Source organism: Humibacter antri, from assembly GCF_054777235.1.
Genome location: NZ_BAAHAW010000020.1, coordinates 36,405 through 54,369, shown reverse-complemented (window position 1 = coordinate 54,369; position 17,965 = coordinate 36,405). Strand labels below are relative to the sequence as shown.

General features: G+C 68.6%; 17 protein-coding genes. 11 read left to right on the top strand and 6 right to left on the bottom strand.

The genetic code is table 11. The features are described 5' to 3' along the window. Positions 1-158: 158 nt before the first annotated feature. Together aspS and ACYVDK_RS09055 are read right to left on the bottom strand one after the other, a co-directional pair. Positions 159-1,523: an aspartate--tRNA ligase gene (aspS, locus tag ACYVDK_RS09060; protein ID WP_460520865.1), complete on the bottom strand. Its 1,365-nt coding sequence runs from the start codon at positions 1,521-1,523 to the stop codon at positions 159-161. Between the two features lie 145 nt (positions 1,524-1,668). Beyond that, on the bottom strand, positions 1,669-2,067 hold the full coding sequence (locus ACYVDK_RS09055; RefSeq protein ID WP_460520863.1) for an MmcQ/YjbR family DNA-binding protein: 399 nt from the start codon (positions 2,065-2,067) through the stop codon (positions 1,669-1,671). A 165-nt stretch (positions 2,068-2,232) separates the two neighbouring features. Here ACYVDK_RS09055 and ACYVDK_RS09050 point away from each other — a divergent pair, with 165 nt between their 5' ends. From ACYVDK_RS09050 to ccsB, 5 genes are read left to right on the top strand one after another with little or no spacing between them, the layout of a single operon-like run. Further along, a complete protein-coding gene (locus ACYVDK_RS09050; RefSeq protein ID WP_460520861.1) occupies positions 2,233-2,895 on the top strand; it encodes a histidine phosphatase family protein in 663 nt (220 codons plus the stop codon). Continuing rightward, on the top strand, positions 2,892-3,509 hold the full coding sequence (locus tag ACYVDK_RS09045; protein ID WP_460520859.1) for a TlpA family protein disulfide reductase: 618 nt from the start codon (positions 2,892-2,894) through the stop codon (positions 3,507-3,509). Before ACYVDK_RS09050 ends, ACYVDK_RS09045 begins: the two co-directional genes overlap by 4 nt. After that, positions 3,509-4,351, top strand: a complete 843-nt coding sequence (locus ACYVDK_RS09040; RefSeq protein ID WP_460520857.1) for a cytochrome c biogenesis CcdA family protein — start codon at positions 3,509-3,511, stop codon at positions 4,349-4,351. Before ACYVDK_RS09045 ends, ACYVDK_RS09040 begins: the two co-directional genes overlap by 1 nt. Continuing rightward, positions 4,335-6,131, top strand: a complete 1,797-nt coding sequence (gene resB / locus ACYVDK_RS09035; protein ID WP_460520855.1) for a cytochrome c biogenesis protein ResB — start codon at positions 4,335-4,337, stop codon at positions 6,129-6,131. Before ACYVDK_RS09040 ends, resB begins: the two co-directional genes overlap by 17 nt. Positions 6,132-6,183: 52 nt before the next feature. Beyond that, entirely contained in the window at positions 6,184-7,263 is a 1,080-nt protein-coding gene (gene ccsB, locus ACYVDK_RS09030) for a c-type cytochrome biogenesis protein CcsB (RefSeq protein ID WP_460520933.1), read from the top strand. Between the two features lie 61 nt (positions 7,264-7,324). Here ccsB and ACYVDK_RS09025 read toward each other — a convergent pair whose 3' ends face one another. Then, positions 7,325-8,347 carry an o-succinylbenzoate synthase gene (locus ACYVDK_RS09025; protein ID WP_460520853.1) on the bottom strand — a complete coding sequence of 341 codons (1,023 nt, stop codon included), beginning with the start codon at positions 8,345-8,347 and terminating at the stop codon, positions 7,325-7,327. A 23-nt stretch (positions 8,348-8,370) separates the two neighbouring features. Further along, positions 8,371-8,811, bottom strand: coding sequence for a hypothetical protein (locus ACYVDK_RS09020; RefSeq protein WP_460520851.1), 441 nt, complete (start codon positions 8,809-8,811; stop codon positions 8,371-8,373). 212 nt (positions 8,812-9,023) lie between these two features. Here ACYVDK_RS09020 and ACYVDK_RS09015 point away from each other — a divergent pair, with 212 nt between their 5' ends. From ACYVDK_RS09015 to ACYVDK_RS09000, 4 genes are all read left to right on the top strand, one after another. Further along, positions 9,024-10,268, top strand: coding sequence for a zinc-binding metallopeptidase family protein (locus ACYVDK_RS09015; protein ID WP_460520849.1), 1,245 nt, complete (start codon positions 9,024-9,026; stop codon positions 10,266-10,268). A gap of 10 nt (positions 10,269-10,278) precedes the next feature. After that, on the top strand, positions 10,279-11,205 hold the full coding sequence (locus ACYVDK_RS09010) for a 1,4-dihydroxy-2-naphthoyl-CoA synthase (RefSeq protein WP_460520847.1): 927 nt from the start codon (positions 10,279-10,281) through the stop codon (positions 11,203-11,205). Positions 11,206-11,262: 57 nt separating this feature from the next. Then, the gene (locus tag ACYVDK_RS09005; RefSeq protein ID WP_460520845.1) at positions 11,263-12,486 is read left to right on the top strand and encodes an AMP-binding protein; all 1,224 of its coding nucleotides are present in this window, start codon (positions 11,263-11,265) and stop codon (positions 12,484-12,486) included. A gap of 148 nt (positions 12,487-12,634) precedes the next feature. After that, the gene (locus ACYVDK_RS09000; protein ID WP_460520843.1) at positions 12,635-13,600 is read left to right on the top strand and encodes a prenyltransferase; all 966 of its coding nucleotides are present in this window, start codon (positions 12,635-12,637) and stop codon (positions 13,598-13,600) included. A 272-nt stretch (positions 13,601-13,872) separates the two neighbouring features. Here the strand turns inward: ACYVDK_RS09000 and ACYVDK_RS08995 are convergent, their stop codons facing one another. After that, positions 13,873-14,172, bottom strand: coding sequence for a DUF4229 domain-containing protein (locus tag ACYVDK_RS08995; protein WP_460520841.1), 300 nt, complete (start codon positions 14,170-14,172; stop codon positions 13,873-13,875). A 173-nt stretch (positions 14,173-14,345) separates the two neighbouring features. On the opposite strand from ACYVDK_RS08995, the gene ACYVDK_RS08990 reads away from it, so the two are divergent. Continuing rightward, positions 14,346-14,708 (top strand): PLD nuclease N-terminal domain-containing protein, encoded by a 363-nt coding sequence (locus tag ACYVDK_RS08990; RefSeq protein ID WP_460520840.1) that lies wholly within the window; start codon positions 14,346-14,348, stop codon positions 14,706-14,708. Then, positions 14,701-16,542, top strand: a complete 1,842-nt coding sequence (gene menD, locus ACYVDK_RS08985) for a 2-succinyl-5-enolpyruvyl-6-hydroxy-3-cyclohexene-1-carboxylate synthase (protein ID WP_460520838.1) — start codon at positions 14,701-14,703, stop codon at positions 16,540-16,542. The genes ACYVDK_RS08990 and menD overlap by 8 nt, the downstream gene beginning before the upstream one ends. Before the next feature lie 63 nt (positions 16,543-16,605). Here the strand turns inward: menD and ACYVDK_RS08980 are convergent, their stop codons facing one another. Beyond that, positions 16,606-17,868: an isochorismate synthase gene (locus tag ACYVDK_RS08980; protein WP_460520836.1), complete on the bottom strand. Its 1,263-nt coding sequence runs from the start codon at positions 17,866-17,868 to the stop codon at positions 16,606-16,608. Between the last annotated feature and the right edge of the window lie 97 nt (positions 17,869-17,965).

Below are 17,965 nucleotides of genomic sequence, written 5' to 3'. Positions count from 1 at the left end.
CAGCCCTCTTGAGTCTCGGACCCGGGGCGGGCTTCCGATTGCGCCATCTATCGGCGATTGCGCCAGAGCATGTGGCGCAATCGCCAATAACTGGCGCAATCGCCGGCGGGTGCGGGGCGCTAGGCGCCTGGTGCGTGCGGGGTGGCCCGGTGGTGTGCTTACGGCGTGAGCCGCGTCGGACCGCGGAACAGGTAGGTCGTCTCGCGGATCGACTGCTCGCCGAGCAGCAGCATCAGCACCCGGGCGAGGCCCATGCCGAAGCCACCGTGCGGCGGAATGCCGTAGCGGAAGAAGTCCAGGTACGACTCGAGACCTTCCAGGTCGAGGCCCTTCTGCACGGCCTGAGCCTCCAGCACGTCGATGCGGTGCTCGCGCTGGGCGCCGGTGGTGATCTCGACGCCGCTCATGATGAGGTCATAGCTCTTCGTGAGCCCCGTCGCCTCGTCGACCATGTGGTAGAACGGCCGGATGCTCAGCGGGTAGTCGGTGAGGAACACGAAGTCGTGCCCGTACTTCTCCTTGACGTAGGCGGAGATCTGCCGCTCGCCTTCGGGGTCCATATCGCCATCGGCTCGCGGCACGGTGTAGCCGCGTTCCTTCACGATCTCCAACGCGTCGGCGAGCGGGATGCGCGGGAACGGAACGGTCGGCACCTCGACCTCGACGCCGAAGGATTCGCGGATCTCGTCGCCGTGCTTCTCCTTGACCGCGCTCAGCCCGGCGACCAGCAGCTGCTCCTGCATCGCCATCACGTCGTCGTGCGAGTCGATCCAGCTCATCTCGGCGTCGACGGTGGTGAACTCCGTGGCGTGCCGCGACGTGAACGACGGGTCGGCGCGGAACACCGGCGTGATGGCGAACACCTTGCCGAACCCGGCGGCCTGCGCCATCTGCTTGAAGTGCTGCGGGCTCTGCGCCAGGTACCCGGTGCCGAGATCGAAGTACTCGAGCTGGAACAGCTCCGCGCGCGACTCGGCGGGCGTCGCCATGAACGTCGGCGTGTGCACCTCGACGAAGCCGTTGTCGATCCACCAGGTGCGCCAGGCGTGCTCGAGCGTGGTCTGGATGCGGAAGATCAGATTGTTCTTCGGCTGCCGCAGGTCGATGAACCGCCAGTCCAGGCGCTTGTCCAGGCTGGAGTCGGAGGCGATCGGCATCTCCGGATGCGCATACGTCTCGACCGTGAGCGCGTCGAGCTTCACTTCGATACCGCCCAGCTTCACCCGCTCGTCGTGCTTCAGCTGACCTGTCACGGTCACGAACGAGCCGAGCGTGAGCGACGAGATCGTCTCGGCGACGTCATCTGTCACGCTCACCCCGACGGGCACGTCTCCGGATGCCTCCACCACCTCGGCGGAAGGGGCAGCAGTGCGCGGGTGCACGAGCTGCACGTCGCCGGACTCGTCGCGCAGGATGACGAACTGCACCTTCTTCTGATCGCGCACCGTCTCGACCCATCCGGAGACGGTCACGGGGCCGTCTTCACGGGCGGCGAGGTTCTTGACGAGTACGCGGGAAGTCACCCAGAGATTCTACGGGAGCGTGGCCTGCCGGTCGCGGCACAAGCTCGCGCACCGAGGTCGGCTTCAACTGCAGAAGTGGCTCTTCCGGGCGACGTTAAGAGCCACTTCTGCAGTCGAAACGGGCGGAGGCAGTTGGGGAACTTGCTCAGTCCTGATGCTCCGCCAGCCACTGGCGGGCCAGCTTTGTCGGCGCGGCCGCCAGCCACGCATCCGTCACGACCTCGTTCAGCCTGCGTGAGGAGACCCGGTCGAGCCAGACCAGCACCGCGGCGAACCCGTCGAAGTGCGGCGTCGTGAAGAACACCTCAGGATCGTCCTCGGCCAGAGCGAACTTCGTGGGCTCGTCGTCCACCTTCGCGCCGAGCACGGGCCCGGGCTGCTCATCCAGTTCGAGGTGCTGCAGGTCGGGCCTGCGCAGCGGCCGCTCCCACACGAAGCCCTTGCCGTGCACCCGCCAGAACGCGTGGCCCCAGCTGGTCGTCTCGTCGGTGTCGGGGAACGACAGCGCCAGTGCGCGCACGTCGTTCCAGGTCGCTTGCGGCATCCGGGCCTCCTCGACACGCGCCTGCTCAGCCACGCTTATGGCGTCGACACTACCGAGCCGGCACAGCCGACTCGGCGCCGGCGTCGCGGCGACGGTCCACCGGACCGTCGCTCTCAGCTCCCGCGCTCAGCGAATTCACCACTCATCCGTCCGTACACTGGCAGGGTGGCGGCTTCCCAGGTGCATCTCGTGCGACACGGCGAGGTGCACAATCCCGACGGCATCCTCTATGGCAGGATGTCGGGCTTCCACCTCTCCGAACTCGGCCGCACCATGGCGCAGTCGGCGGCCGACGATCTCGTCGCCCGTGACCGTCCGGTCGCCACGGTGATCGCATCCCCTCTGCAACGCACGCAGGAGTCCGCCGCTCCGATCGCGCAGGCATACGGACTCGCCACCGAGACGGATGCCCGCCTCATCGAGGGCGCGAACCGCTTCGAGGGCACCGTGATGTCGCGTGCCCTGCGCAACCCGATCAACTGGCCGTGGATGGTCAACCCGTTGCGTCCCAGCTGGGGTGAGCCGTACCGCTCGATCGAGGAGCGGATGCTCGCGGCCATCCACAACGCCTTTGACCGGGCCGAGGCCGCTGCACACCGCGCAGACTCGACCGGTTCCGATGTGGTGCTGGTGGGCCACCAGCTGCCGATCTGGGTCGCGCACCTCTCGGTCGCCGGTGAACGGTTCGTGCACGACCCGCGTGAGCGTCGATGCTCGCTCTCCAGCATCACCAGCTTCGAACGTCGCAACGGCCAACTGGTCGAGGTCGCATACTCCGATCCGGCCTCCGCCCTCGCCGCCGACTCCACCGATGTGGGTGCCGTGTGAGAGACGCCGTCAAGAAGGGCGGGCGCCGCCGTGCGCTCGCCGCAGTGACCGCTGCGCTCGCCGTCGGTGCACTGCTGGCCGGGTGCAGCAACGACGAGCTGGCGAAGCAGTACACGTCGGGCGTCGACAAGAACTTCATCGCAGGCAGCGGCGTGACCGAGCTGAAACCGGGCGATCGCAGTGAGCCGATCGACTTCTCGGGCACGACCGAAGACGGTACGACCTTCTCGTCGAAGTCCGCTCGCGGCGACGTGCTCGTCGTGAACTTCTGGTACGCAGGATGCCCGCCCTGCCGCGCCGAGGCATCCGACCTCACGAAGATCGCCGCGAAGTATCAGCCGAAAGGCGTGCGGTTCATCGGGGTGAACACGCGAGACGACGCCGCGACCACGAAGGCGTTCGATGCAGCGTTCAAGGTGGACTACCCGTCGGTCCTCGATGCCGACGGCGGAGCGGTGCAGCTCGCGTTCAGCGGGGCGATGCGCCCCAACGCCACCCCGACCACGTTCGTGATCGACAAGCAGGGCCGCATCGCCGCGCGCATCGCCGGTGACATCGCGGCGCAGCCGTCCACGCTCACCACCCTGATCGACTCCGCGCTTCAGGGTCAGTGATGGGCGGCATCGAGAACTTCGTACTGTCGGCGCCGCTGCTGCTGACCGTTCCCGTTGCACTCCTGGCCGGGCTGATCTCATTCGCCTCTCCGTGCATCCTGCCGCTCGTCCCCGGATACCTCGCCTACATCGGCGGGTTCACCGGGCAGACGTCTGCTGCGGCGGCGGCCGCGGGTGCCACGCGCGGTGCACCGGTCGGCACCGCGACCGTCGCTTCCGTGGCCGGCACCGGTTCGACCGTCACCCGCACCGCAGAGCGGTCGGGCCAGGGCCGCCTCGTGCTCGGCGTCGCGTTGTTCGTGCTCGGGTTCGCGGCCGTCTTCGTGCTGACCGGGTTCGTGTTCGGCGCGCTGGGCTTCTGGATGATCCAGTGGCGCGACCTCATCACGCGCATCGCCGGCCTGATCCTGATCGTGCTCGGCCTGGTGTTCGTTGGCCAGTTCACCTTCCTGCAGCGCACGTTCAAGCCGCAGTGGCGCCCGCTCACCGGTCTCGGCGGCGCCCCGCTGCTCGGCGTCATCTTCGCGATCGGCTGGAGCCCGTGCACCGGTCCGACGCTCGCCGCGATCACGACCATGAGCTACTCAGGCGGGTCCGCATGGCAGGGGGCGGTGCTCGCCTTGTTCTACGCGCTCGGCCTCGGCGTGCCGTTCGTGCTGATCGCACTCGGCCTGAGCTGGGCATCCGGCGCCGTTGCCTTCCTTCGCACGCATATCCGCGTGATCAACATCGTCGGCGGTGCACTGCTCATCGCCATCGGCATCCTCATGGTCTCCGGCGTCTGGAACCAGTGGGTCATCGCATTGGCGGGGGTGATTCCGAGCTTTGGAACAGCACTCTGACGGTTCAGGAACCGGCGGCACCGAGACGCTGCTGGACCCCCCGGCCGATACGACCGCGACGGAGACCAACTCGACGACCGACGGCGAGCAGGCGACAGCCGACCGCAGACAGGCGCGCCGAGACAGCCGGCCGGATGGGCACGTCGACACCGACGATGCGGATGCCGGCCCCCTGAATCAGCCCAAGCTGGGCTTCGTCGGCTGGCTGCGTTGGATCTGGCGCCAGCTCACCAGCATGCGCACGGCATTGTTCCTCCTGCTGCTGCTCGCCGTGGCGGCCGTGCCGGGCTCCCTCGTACCGCAGCACTCGTCCGACCCGAACGGCGTGGTGCAGTACAAGCTGGCGCATCCGACGCTGTATCCCATCCTGGACAAGCTGCAGGTCTTCGACACCTACACCTCGGTGTGGTTCTCGGCCATCTACCTGCTGCTGTTCGTCTCGTTGGTCGGCTGCGTCGTTCCGCGCATCAAGCACCACATCGAGGCTCTGCGGGCGAAGCCGCCTCGCACCCCGGCGCGCCTGCAGCGCATGGCCGGATTCCGGGTGCGGGTGTTGCAGGGCCTCGCCTCGGACGGCACCGCAGCGGATGCGGCGACGGCCAGGCTGGCGGCGGTCGCGTCCGCGCGAAAGCTGCTGCGGGCATCCGGCTATCGCACGGTCGTGCTGGAGACGGCGAAAGATGCATCGGTGTCGGCCGAGCGCGGATACCTGCGCGAGACCGGCAACATCGTCTTCCACGCGGCCCTGGTCGGCATCCTGCTCGCGGTCGGCGTCGGCGGTGGTTTCGGATACACCGGTCAGCGCGTGGTCGTCGAGGGCCAGAGCTTCGTGAACACGCTCGTCAACTACGACTCGTTCAACCCGGGGCGGTTCCTGAACACCGGAACGATGGCGCCGTATTCGCTGAAGGTCACAGGCCTCAACGTCACGTACGACACCACGAACAAGAACGCGCTGGGCGCACCGCTGGACTATACGGCGTACGTCGAGGCGACCGAGAACGGCAAGACCACCGAACGCACCATCAAGGTGAACGAGCCGCTGGGCATCGGCGCAACGGATGTCTACCTGCTCGGCAACGGCTACGCTCCGGTGATCACGGTGCGCGACCCGAGCGGCAAGGCCGTGTTCCACGACGTGGTTCCGTTTCCCGAGCAGTCGGCGAACATGATGTCGCAGGGCGTCGTCAAGGTGCCGGACGGGCTGAAACAGCAGCTCGGCATGATCGGGCTGTTCTATCCGACCGCGGAGAAGCTCTCGTCAGGGGCGTACACCTCCAGCTTCCCGGACCTGCGTAAGCCGATGCTCGACCTGTCGGTCTACCAGGGGAACCTCGGACTCGACAAGGGAGTCCCGGTGTCGGTGTACGCGCTCGACATCGACAAGCTGAAAGAGATCGCAGGACCGGGCGCCGCGGCCAAGGGCCTTCAGCTCACGCCCGGTCAGACTGTTTCGCTGCCGAACGGTCTCGGCACCCTGACGTTCGACGGGGTCAAGCGTTTCGTCAGTCTCGACATCCACCACGACCCGACTGAGGGGTGGGTGCTGCTGTTCGCCGCTCTCGTGCTCGGCGGACTCCTGACCTCGCTCTTCGTTCCGCGGCGCAGACTGTGGATGAAGGCCATCACTCTTCCGGACGGCTCGCTGCGTCTGGAGTATGCGGGTCTCGCCAGAGGTGAGGACCCGCGCCTCGATGATGCCGTTGCATCGCTCGCCGATCGTCATGTCGCCCAGCTGACCGGTCGTTCAACTGTCCGGGCGAGCCGCCAACAGACGTAGGATTCATCACATCGTGCTCGATACGTTCTCGCAGATCTTCATCCATGTGGCCATGGGCCTCTATGTCATCGCGTTCATCGCGTTCGCGCTCGACCTGGCCAGACGCAGTGCCCGGGCCACGATCCCGGGCGAGGTGCGAAGCGCGGCGTCGCGCCGTAGCGCACCCACCGAGGACCTCGTGTTCGTGGAGGCCGGGGGTGTGCAGAGCGACACGGCCGCAGTGGCGGGATCAGGGGCATCCGGTCAGGCGACGGCCACCGCGGTCGCGGTCGCTCCTCCGGCGATCGGCGCCGGAGGAGGCCGAGGCGGCACCGGAGCGGGCACGCGCCTGACCTCTGGTCTCGAAGACGACACCCGTCACGGGCGGGTGAAGTCGACCAGCCTCCGCGTGGCGATGGTCGTGACCATGATCGCCTGGGCGCTGCACCTGTGCGCCGACGTCCTGCGGGGTCTCGCCGCCGGCCGCGTGCCGTGGGCGAACATGTGGGAATTCTCGATGACAGCGACGCTGATCATCGTGGGCATCTTCCTCGTGGTGAACCTCTGGTCCGACCTGCGCTATCTCGGCACGTTCGTGCTCGGCTTCGTCTGCCTCGTGCTCATGCTCGCCACGACCGTGTATTACGTGCCGGTTGTACCGCTGCCGCCGGCGCTGCAGTCGTACTGGCTGGTCATCCACATCATGGTCGCGATGCTCGGCACGTCGTTCTTCGCCCTCAGTTTCGGCCTCTCGGTGGCGCAGTTGCTCCAGGTGCGCCGGGAGCACCGCGTGCAGCTCGAGCAGCCGACGAATCTGCGGTTCCTCGGAACGCTCCCCGGGTCGTCGACGCTGGAGAACCTGGCCTACCGTGTGACGATCGTCGGCTTCATCTGCTGGACGTTCACGCTGATCGCCGGCGCGATCTGGGCCGAGAAGGCCTGGGGAGCCTACTGGACCTGGGACACCAAGGAGGTCTGGACGTTCATCGTCTGGGTCATCTACGCCGGCTACATCCACGCCCGTGCGACGCGCGGCTGGCGCGGCACCCGTTCCTCGTGGCTGGCGATCATCGGCTTCAGCGCCGTGATGTTCAACTTCGGCGTGGTGAACGTGTTCTTCCACGGCCTGCACTCCTATAGCGGCCTCTCGTAGGCGTCAGGTCAGGTCTCTCGGCGAGCGAGCGAGCGAGGCGAGTCGAAGGCGAGTCGAAGGCTCAGCGAGAACTCGCGGCGAGGCGGGCGTGACAACGCTCGACGCGGGCGAACCACCAGTCGCGACGATCGGCGTCCGCGGCATGCTCTGAAAGCAGCAGATCGTCCGCGTCGACCCGGCGCACCGGGATCGCGCCGTCGACCGGGGTGAGCGGCTCACGCGTGACATCCGCTCCGAGCAGCGCGGCCGTGCCGAGGCCGCAGTCGTAGTCCAAGTGCGGAACGGATGCCGCGAGCATGGCCCCCATGGCGAGCCCGACCGACGTGTCGATCGCGCTCGACACCGCGACGGGGAGCCCGGCGAGGCGGATGACTCCCAGCGCCGCGCGGATGCCGCCCAGCGGCTGCGCCTTCACGATCAGCACGTCCGCCGCGCCTGCCCGAGCCACGGCGAGCGGGTCGGACGCCTTGCGAACGCTCTCGTCCGCCGCGATCGGGATGCCCATGTATTTGACGCGGCGGCGCACCTCGGCAAGTTCCTCGACACTCGCGCACGGCTGTTCCACATACTCGAGGTCGTACTGCGCGAGCGCGTGAATCGCATGCTCCGCCTCGTCGACGTTCCAGAGGCCGTTCGCGTCGACCCGGATGCGGCCCTCGACACCCAGCACCTCGCGCACGGCCGCGACGCGTGTGACATCGTCCGCCAGCCGCTGCCCGGGCTCGGCGACCTTCACCTTGGCGGTGCGGCAACCCGGAAATCGGGTGAGCACGGATGCCACGTCGTCGGCGGCCACCGCCGGGACGGTCGCGTTGACGCGCACCGATTCGCGCACGGGTTCCGCGTCTTCGCCCCAGCCGAAATCGATCGCCGCGGCCAGCCAGGCCGACGCCTCCCCGTCGCCGTACTCCACGAACGGCGAGAACTCCGTCCAGCCGCGCGGCCCCTGGGTGAGGAGTGCCTCACGCGTGGTGATCCCACGGAACCGGGTGACCATCGGAAGTGCGACGACTCGGGCATCCGCCAGCACGTCGGCGACCGGTGGAAGATCGGCGGCGGGCAGAGGCGCGTGCACAGCTGACATGCTCTCAGTGTGGCATCGAGGTGTCAGCGTGCCGGGACGAGGTGCGGCCGCGGCCCCTCCAGGCGGGCAACGGCGATCTTGACCTCCGTGATCTCGCGCGTCTGGGCCTCGATCTTCGCACCGAGCACCCGCCCCTGTTCATCGATCTTCGCGTCGAGTCGCTTCCCGAATTCCTCGATCTTCGCGTTGAGTCGATGGTCGACCTCATCGATCTTGTTGCTGAGTCGTTGGTCGACGTCGTCGATCTTGTTGCCGAGTCTTTGGTCGACCTCGTCGATCTTGTTGCCGAGTCTTTCGTCGACCTCGTCGATCTTGTTGCCCAGTCGTTCGTCGACTCGGTCGATCTTGGCGTCTACTCGAGCGAACTGTGCGTCCATGCGCCGGATCGTCCAGCCGAATCCGCCGGCGAGCGCGACCAGGAGGCCGGCGAAGCTGATCACCGTCGCCAGGGCATCGATCGACACGAACACACCTCCATTCTCATACGCCCTGTTGCGGATGTGCAGGCACGATATCCGCCCACTCGCGGTCGGCGCCGCGAGCGCGCCTCACTGTGGGCGCGTGCCGAGTTGTGCCCCCTGGGGAGGGTAGGGCGGTGCGTCCGCGACGTCATCCGGTGCAGACTTGCTCCGTCGGCGTCGCATCGACGTCGGTGCCCGACGTGAGAGGACTCTCGATGGCGATCGATCTGGAAGCGACCTACAAGGATCTGCACAGGCATCCTGAGCTGTCGTATCAGGAGCATCGAACGGCGAAGATCGCCGCCGACGGCCTGCGCGACCTCGGCATCGAGGTCATCGTGGGCGTGGGACGCACCGGAGTCGTCGGCGTGCTGAAGAACGGCGACGGCCCTGTGGTGCTGCTGCGCGCCGACATGGATGCTCTTCCCGTCGCCGAGGAGACCGGGCTCGACTATGCGAGTGCCGAGCGGGGTGTCGATCCGGACGGCAACGAGGTCTCCGTCATGCACGCGTGCGGCCACGATGTGCACGTGACGTGCCTTCTGGGCGCGGCCGAGGTGCTCGCCGGCTCGCGCCCTCAGTGGCGCGGCACCGTCGTCTTCCTGTTTCAGCCGGCCGAGGAGCTGGGGTCCGGCGCGCTCGAGATGATCGCCGACGGCCTCTACGACCGCGTGCCGAGGCCCGACATCGTGCTCGGCCAGCACGTTGCGCCTGCTCCTGCCGGGATGGTCGGTGCACATGCCGGTCCCGCATTCGCGGCGACGGACGACCTGCTCGTCACGCTGCACGGCAAGGGCGGTCACGGTTCGCGGCCCGAATCCACCGTCGACCCCGTCGTCATGGCAGCGGCGACCGTGCTCCGGTTGCAGACCATCGTGTCGCGCGAGGTCGCCGGCGGACAGACCGCGGTCGTCACGGTCGGCACGATGCACGCCGGAACGAAGGTCAACATCATCCCGCCGGATGCCACGCTCGGCATCAACATCCGCACGTATGACACCGCTGTGCGAGACCGCGTGGTCGCCTCGGTGAGGCGAATCGCCGAGGCGGAGGCCGCGGCTTCCGGAGCAGAGCGCGACCCCGACGTGACCGTCACCGACTCCTTCCCGCTTCTGCACAACGACGAGGAGGCGACAGCGCGCACGATGGACGCGTTCCGTGCGGCCCTCGGAGCTGAACGGGTGCTCGATCCGGGGGCGGTGACCGGCAGCGAAGATGTCGGTGCGCTCGCGACCGCTGCGCAGGCGCCGATCGTGTACTGGCTGCTCGGGGGCATGGATCCACGGCTCTTCACGACCGCCTTGGCGAACGGAACGACGGATGCCGACGTGCCGTCGAACCACTCGCCGCACTTCGCCCCACTCATCCACCCGACGCTGGAGACCGGCGTGCAGGCGCTCGTCGTCGCGGCGCGGGAGTGGCTGGACAGCGGCTCCGCCTCGGAGGCTGCGCGTCCCTAGGCTGTGAGTCATGAGCCAGCAGATCTCGGAGCTGTTCGACGCGGATGAGTGGGCCGAGGCACCCATCGCCGACCACTTCACTGACATCACCTACCACCTCTCGAACGACGGACGCATCGCGCGAATCGCCTTCGACCGGCCCGAGGTGCGCAACGCGTTCCGTCCGCACACCGTGGACGAGCTCTACACGGCTCTCGATGACGCGCGCCAGAACCCGCGCGTCGGCGTGGTGCTGTTGACGGGCAACGGTCCGAGTCCGAAGGACGGCGGCTGGGCGTTCTGTTCCGGCGGCGACCAGCGCATTCGTGGCCGCGACGGGTACAAGTACGAACCGGCGTCCGAGGCCTCCGTCGCGGCCGGCGCGCCCGGGACCCACTCGGCGCTGGGCCGTCTGCACATCCTCGAGGTGCAAAGGCTCATCCGGTTCATGCCCAAGGTGGTGATCGCCGTCGTACCCGGGTGGGCGGCAGGCGGCGGCCACTCGCTGCACGCGGTGAGCGACCTCACCATCGCGAGCGCCGAGCACGCACGGTTCAAGCAGACGGATGCCGACGTCGGCTCCTTCGACGCCGGCTATGGCAGCGCCTACTACGCCAGGCAGATCGGGCAGAAGCTCGCTCGCGAGGTGTTCTTCCTCGCCCAGGAGTACTCGGCACAGCGTGCGTACGAGATGGGAGCGGTCAACGCGGTCGTGCCGCACGCAGAGCTCGAGACCACGGCCATCGAGTGGGCGCGGATCATTCTCGGCAAGTCGCCCACGAGCATCCGCATGCTCAAGTTCGCGTTCAACGCCGTCGACGACGGACTCGTCGGCCAGCAGGTCTTCGCAGGCGAGGCCACCCGGCTCGCATACGGCACCGACGAAGCGGTCGAGGGCCGGGACGCCTTCCTGCAGAAGCGCGACCCCGACTGGTCGCCATTCCCCTGGCAGTTCTGATCGTCGACGACGTTCGGTTCTGCGCGCGGGCACGGCGGAGCGGGCTAGCGTGGAGGCGTGAGCCGCTCGCTGATCGTCATCGACGCGGGCGAGCCGCACGCGGTGCATGTCGCACTGCGTGCTGCACTCACCGGGGACGGGCCCGCCGTGCTTCCCCGGCAGCGCGACGCGGGAAGTGCCGGCCGCACGCCGGGGACGGATTCCGGTGCCTCCGCCGCATGCGCCCCCGGTTCGGTTCCCCGCAACGTTTCCCTCGTGGTCGAGACCTCCGGTTCGACCGGCGCACCGAAACGGGTGGCGCTCAGCGCGGACGCGCTGCTGGCGAGCGCCGCGGCATCCGCAGGCGCGATCGGCGGCCAGGAACCCGGAGTCGCGCGCTGGGTGCTGGCCCTGCCGGCGCACTACATCGCAGGGGCCAACGTTCTGGTGCGTTCGATCGTGGCCGGAACCGAGCCGATCATCCTCCGGCCAGGGCACTTCGATCCCGTCGCCTTCTGTGCAGCAGCCGATGAGCTGGACTCCGACCAGCGCTTCGTCTCGCTCGTCCCCGTGCAGCTCGCCCGGCTGCTCGAGGCCGCGACGAGTGCCGCGGCCGGCGGCGACCATGGGATGTTTGCGACTCTGCGCCGCTTCGATGCGCTGCTCATCGGCGGCCAGGCGTTGCAGCCTGGGCTGCGGGACCGCGCGTTGGATGCCGGACTTCGCATCGTGCGCACGTACGGCTCGAGCGAGACCGGCGGCGGATGCGTGTACGACGGCGTGCCGATCGGCACCGTTCGCGCGCGCGAGGCGGACGGGCAGATCGAGCTGAGCGGGCCCGTGCTCGCCGAGGGCTACCTGGACGACACGGGCGCGATCGATCGGGGGCGCACGGATGCCGCGTTCCGCACCGCGAACGGCATCCGGTGGTACCGCACAGGCGACCTCGGGACGGTTGACGCGAGCGGATGTCTCGCCGTCACGGGCCGGGCCGACAACGTGATCATCTCGGGCGGCGAGAAGGTCTCTCTGGATGCCGTCGAGCTTCTCGTGCGCCGGCGCCCCGGGTTGGAGGAGGCCGTGGTGGTCGCAGCGACGAGTGCGGAATGGGGAGAGGTTCCTGTGGTCGCCGTGGCGGGGCATCCGCAGACGGAGGTCGGTGAGTTGCGCGCATTCGTGCAGTCCGAGCTGGGCCACGCCGCGGCGCCGGCCCACGTCGTGCCACTCGATAGGATGCCGCTGCTCGCCTCCGGCAAGCCCGACCGTGTCGCGATCGCCAGGCTGGTCGCCTCGAAGAGGTGAGCGCTCACACGGAGATTCAGCGCGACACACCGCCGTTCCGGCACAGAGCCCGCTCCGGCTCGGCGTGTCTCCGCCCGAGCGCACACCTGGGATCGCGGGCACCGGCTGCACCGGATGCGCATGACTCCGGTCGATATCATTCCCCCTTGTGAGTAGCAGCGCGCGGAACAAGTCGAAGTCGAAGCGCAAGGGCGGGCATCCGGCCGGCAAACGGGGTGCTGTCGCGCCCGCGACCTTCCGCGACTGGGTCGGCGGGGCGCGGCTGCGCACGCTGCCGCTGGCGATCGCTCCCGTGCTGGTCGGCACCGGTGCCGCCGTGGATGCCAGCAACCCCGGCGTCGTGCACTGGATCCGCGCCCTGCTCTGCCTCGCCGTCGCGCTCTGCCTGCAGATCGGCGTGAACTACGCGAACGACTACTCCGACGGCGTTCGCGGAACGGATGCCTACCGCGTCGGCCCCAGCCGCCTCACCGGCTCAGGGAAGGCGAGCCCGCGAGCCGTGCTCGTCGTCGCACTGGTGTTCTTCGGACTGGCCGCCGTCGCCGGGCTGCTGCTCGTGATCGCCTCCCACCAGTGGTGGCTGCTCATCGTCGGTGCCGCGGCGATCGTGGCCGGCTGGTTCTACACAGGTGGCAAGCATCCATACGGCTACTACGGACTCGGCGAGGTGTTCGTCTTCGTGTTCTTCGGACTCGTCGCCACCGCGGGCACGATGTTCGTGCAAGTGCTGAACGTGTCGCAGGTGGCGTGGTTCGGCTCGGTCGGGGTCGGCCTGCTCGCGTGCGCCGTGCTCATGGTGAACAACCTGCGAGACATCGACGCTGACAAGCAGGCCGGCAAGCGCACGCTGTCGGTGCTTGTCGGCCGATCCTGGTCGCGAGCGCTCTACGCGATCTTCGTGCTGGTGCCATTCGTCATCCTGGCCATGATCAGCCTCTTGTACTCGCTCGGGTGGCTGGGCTTCTTCACCCTGATCGCCGCGCTGCCCGCTGTGATCATCGCGCTCTTCGGGCGCACCCCGCGCGAACTCATCACCGCGCTTCAACTCACGTCGATCAGCGCACTCGTCTATGCAGCGTTCCTCGCCGCAGCACTGGCGTGGTCACCGCTGTGATCTTGCGCGCCGCGCTAGCGGCGGCGCGACCGCTGAATTGCGCGCCGCGCTAGCGGCGGCGCGACCGCGGTCGGCGGGGTGCGTGGTTGCGTTCGGCGGCGGCGGAGCCCCCGCCTAGTGGAGCGTGTTGCGCTGGCAGCGGTAGGGCTTGTCTTACGCGGATCGTGTATGCCACGTTTGGGCTGAGGGCTGAGGGCTGAGGGCTGAGGGCTGAGGGCTGAGGGCTGAGGGCTGAGGGCGATGGTGACGCCTGGTCTCGTTAGCGACAGCCTCTACTGCCGCTTGCGCGGGGCTTCTTCGGTCGCGTCGACCGCTGCGTCTTCGACCTCGTCGTCGGCGCTGGGCTTCGCCACGCGCCGATCCCGCTTTCCCGCGGTGGCGAGCTGCCCGGCGACGGCCTGGCGCGGGCCTCGAAGGAAGAGGTACGACAAGCAGAATCCGATGACGACGGCGGCGATCGCTGAGACGTACCACAGGTCGATCGGCAGGAGAACAAGCAGCACCGCCAGTGGAACGGCCACGAAGAGCAGCCGCAGCACGGTGTATGTCAGCCATGCCGGAATGTGTTTCACCGTTCAAGTGTAGGGATCTCGCCAGGTGAGGGCCCTGGGAGCCGGCTGCGCGCTGAAGCCGGGTGATGACCCCACCTCGGCGCCGCGAAGTGCAGACACCCCGAGCCGGAGTCGTGCCTTCTCGGCGGGACCTCTCAGGGTCACCCCTGAGGTGCGCGGGTTAACATGGCCACATGATTCGCGTGTGGCTCATCGTCGGAGTCATCGCCGCGTTGTTCTACATCTATTCGATCGTGGATTGCGCGATGGCCGAGCGTGAGCGTGTGCGCGGAGTGCCGAAGGCGGCGTGGATTCCGATCGTCGTCGTATTCGCCGTGATCGGCGGTGTGCTCTGGTTCGCGGTCGGCCGGCCGCGGCGCGCGAACGCCGGACGCACACGCACGATCGCCCCCGACGACGACCCCGAGTTCCTCAGGAACCTGGAGCGCGACCGTCGGCAGAAGGACCGCATCCGCCGCCTGGAGCAGGAACTCTCCGACCTCGACGACACGCCGAAGAAGAAGTCCGGCGACTCCGACGGCCGCCGGGATGCCTGACCCCGCGGATCGGCGCGGGTCCCGGCTTCAGGGCAGGGTTTCGCCCGCTTCCGAGAGCGTCGCCGACGACGTGGTGCCGCGAACAGGAAACCCCGCAACGGACGCCGCGCTCGCCCTGCTGACCCAGCTCGTGCGCGAAGGGCTCAGGCACATCGTTCTCAGCCCGGGCTCGAGGTCGCAGGCTCTGGCGCTCGTGGCCGCCGAACTGGAACGCGTCGGTGCCATCGAACTGCACGTGCGCATCGACGAGCGCGTGAGCGGCTTCCTCGCGCTGGGTATCGCTGCTGAGACCGGGTATCCGGTCGCGATTGTCACGACCAGCGGTACCGCCACGGCGAACCTGCTCCCCGCCGTTCTCGAAGCGCACCACTCGAACCTGCCCATGCTCGTGCTCACCGCCGACCGCCCGAGCGAACTGCGGGGCATCCGTTCCAACCAGACGACGGTGCAGGCGGGCATGTACGGAGCAGCCGTGCGCCGCGCGCTCGACGTGGGAGCGCCGACCGGTTCCGACGGCGAGACGGATGCTTACACTCGTCTGGCGCGCCAGGCGTGGTCTGCGGCGCTCGACGAGACCGGCCCGGTGCACCTGAACATCGCGGTCCGCGAGCCGCTCTCGGTCGCCGTGCCCGACCTCTCCGGATTCGCATCCGAGTTGCGCCAGGCCGGTGAGGACGCTCTCGTCGAAGTACAGCGCCCCGTCCGTGCGCATCCTGCGGCTTCGGACCGCCCGCAGCTCACGCTGACCGCGGGGCCCCGCACCATCGTGATCGCCGGAAACGCTGCCGGGCCGGCCGCCGAAGAGCTGGCCAGGGCGGGCGGATGGCCGCTGGTCGCGGAGGCGTCCAGCGGAGCCCGTTTCGGCCCGAACCTCGTCGTGGCCTACCGTCGCCTGCTGCGCGACCCGGAATTCGGCGGGCGGGTTCAGCGGGCCATAGTGTTCGGGCATCCGACCCTCAGCCGCGAGGTGCCGGCGCTCCTGAAGCGGGACGACGTCGAGGCGGTCGTCGTCGCGCCCGTGGGCGAGGAGGTCTACGACCCTGCGCGGTCGGCGCGCGTCGTGGCATCCGTGCGGGTGGACTCACCCGATGACGATGCCCGTGCCTGGGTCGGGCGCTGGGTCTTCGCGAGCCGTGCGATGCTCGAGGAGGATGTGCGGGCATCCGCAGACCACGTCGTGCCCGATGTCGAGGCGGGCCGCTCGCACTCGCCGGAGCAACGGCTCGCGTTCGCCAAGACGGAACTGGCCGCGGTGCGCGCGCCGGTCACCCGACGCATGCTCGTCGAGGCGCTGTGGCGATTCACCTGGCCGCACGATCGGCTGGTGCTGGGGGCTTCGCGGCTGATCCGCGATCTGGATGCCGTCGTGCCCGGCAAGAAGATCCGCGTGCATGCGAACCGCGGGCTGGCCGGCATCGACGGCACGATCGCCACGGCGCTCGGCATCGCGCTGGCCGCGCAGCCTGCGCGATGCGAAGATGCGCAGGAGCACGCGATGGGCGCCACCCGGGTGCTGCTCGGCGATCTGGCGCTGCTGCACGATGCGGGGTCGCTTCTGTTCGGTGACGGGGAGCGGCGCCCGACGATTCAGGTGGTGGTCGGCAACGACGGCGGCGGTACCATCTTCGACTCGCTCGAAGTGGCGACGACCGCTCCCGCCGACGCGATGCGGCGCGTGCTCACCACCCCTCAGCGCGTCGACGTTGCGGCGCTCGCCGAGGCGTACGGGTGGGACTACAGTCTGGTGCAGACGCGCGGCGAATTAGACCAGGCGCTTTCTGCGCCGCCGGCCGGAACGAGCATTGTGGAGGTTCCGCTCGCTCGCATCGGTTGACGGCGATCGGCGCCCGCCTCGCGGCGACGGCCGGAAATGGCCCTCGCGCCGAGTTCCAGCGCGCTACTGGAACGCCTCGGTGATGGGGCGGAACTTCAAGCTCGTCTCCGCCAGTTCGCGTTCCGGAACCGAGTCCGCCATGATGCCGCAGCCGGCATATGCGGTGATGTCGCCAGAGGGCGCGACCTGTGCGCCGCGCAGGGCGATCGCCCATTCGCCGTCGCCGTCCGCGCCGATCCAGCCGACCGGCCCCGCGTAGCGCTCGCGGTCGAACGGCTCGAGCTCGCGGATGAGCCGCACGGCTGCATCCGTCGGCGTTCCCGCGACTGCAGCGGTGGGATGCAGCGCCGCCACCAGGTCGAGCGAACCGGAGCCGTCGCTGAGCGTTCCCGAGACGTCGGTCGCGAGGTGCCACAGGTTGGGAAGCTTCAGTGTGAACGGCTCGATGCTCATCTCGAGCGCCGAAGTGTGCTGAGTCAGCGCCCGCGTGACGCTTCGCACTGCGACGGCGTGCTCCTGCAGGTCCTTCGCGCTTCTCAGAAGCGCGGCCGCCGAGTCGTGGTCCGATTCAGCGTCGCGTCCACGCCCGCTCGTGCCGGCCAGCACGCGAGCGTCGAACGTTCCGTGGTGCACGCGCACGAGGGTCTCCGGGCTCGAGCCGAGCATGCCGTCGACGGCATACGTCCAGCATTGCGGATAGCCGAGAGCCAGTTCGACCAGGGCGCGACGCACGTCGGACTCGACCGGCAGGTGCGCCCGGAGGTCGCGTGCGAGCACGACCTTCTCCACGTCGCCACGATGGATGCGTTCCACGGCGACGCCGACAGCACGCTTGTACGCCTCCCGCGTGAGCGCGCCGGGAAGCATGGTGAGCCGGTACTCGGCGCCGAACGGCTGGGGATGCGGTGCCGCCGGCATCACGTGCCCGTCGGAGCGACGGATGCGCGTGATCCAGGAACGACCGTCGCGTCGCCCGATGACCACTTCTGGCACCACCAGCACGCTGGTCACCGTGCTGTCGTCGTCGAACGCGAACGTGCCGAACGCGACGAGGCCGGTGCCCGGCATCCGCATCGGGTCGCTGACCGCAGACAGGGACGCGATCTGCTTCCATGCGGCCGACGCCTGAGAGATGCGGGCGGGTCCGCGGAACTCGAGTCGCAGCGCTTCGCCGACGCCGGCGATCCCTTCTCCCTTGCGCAGCCACACGAGCGGGGCATGCGAGTCGGTGAAGGGGATGAGGTGTCTGACGTCGTCGAGCGGGGTGGTCTCGACCGTCAACGCCTGTACTCTGCTCGCGTATGTCGGGGTCGCGATTACGGTCACCGCTCTAGCGTACGTCGGTGCCCTGAGGGGTATCTTCGCGCGGTGAGCGCGCACCCCTGCTGCCTGACGCGGAGCGCGCATTCGCATGCACACGACC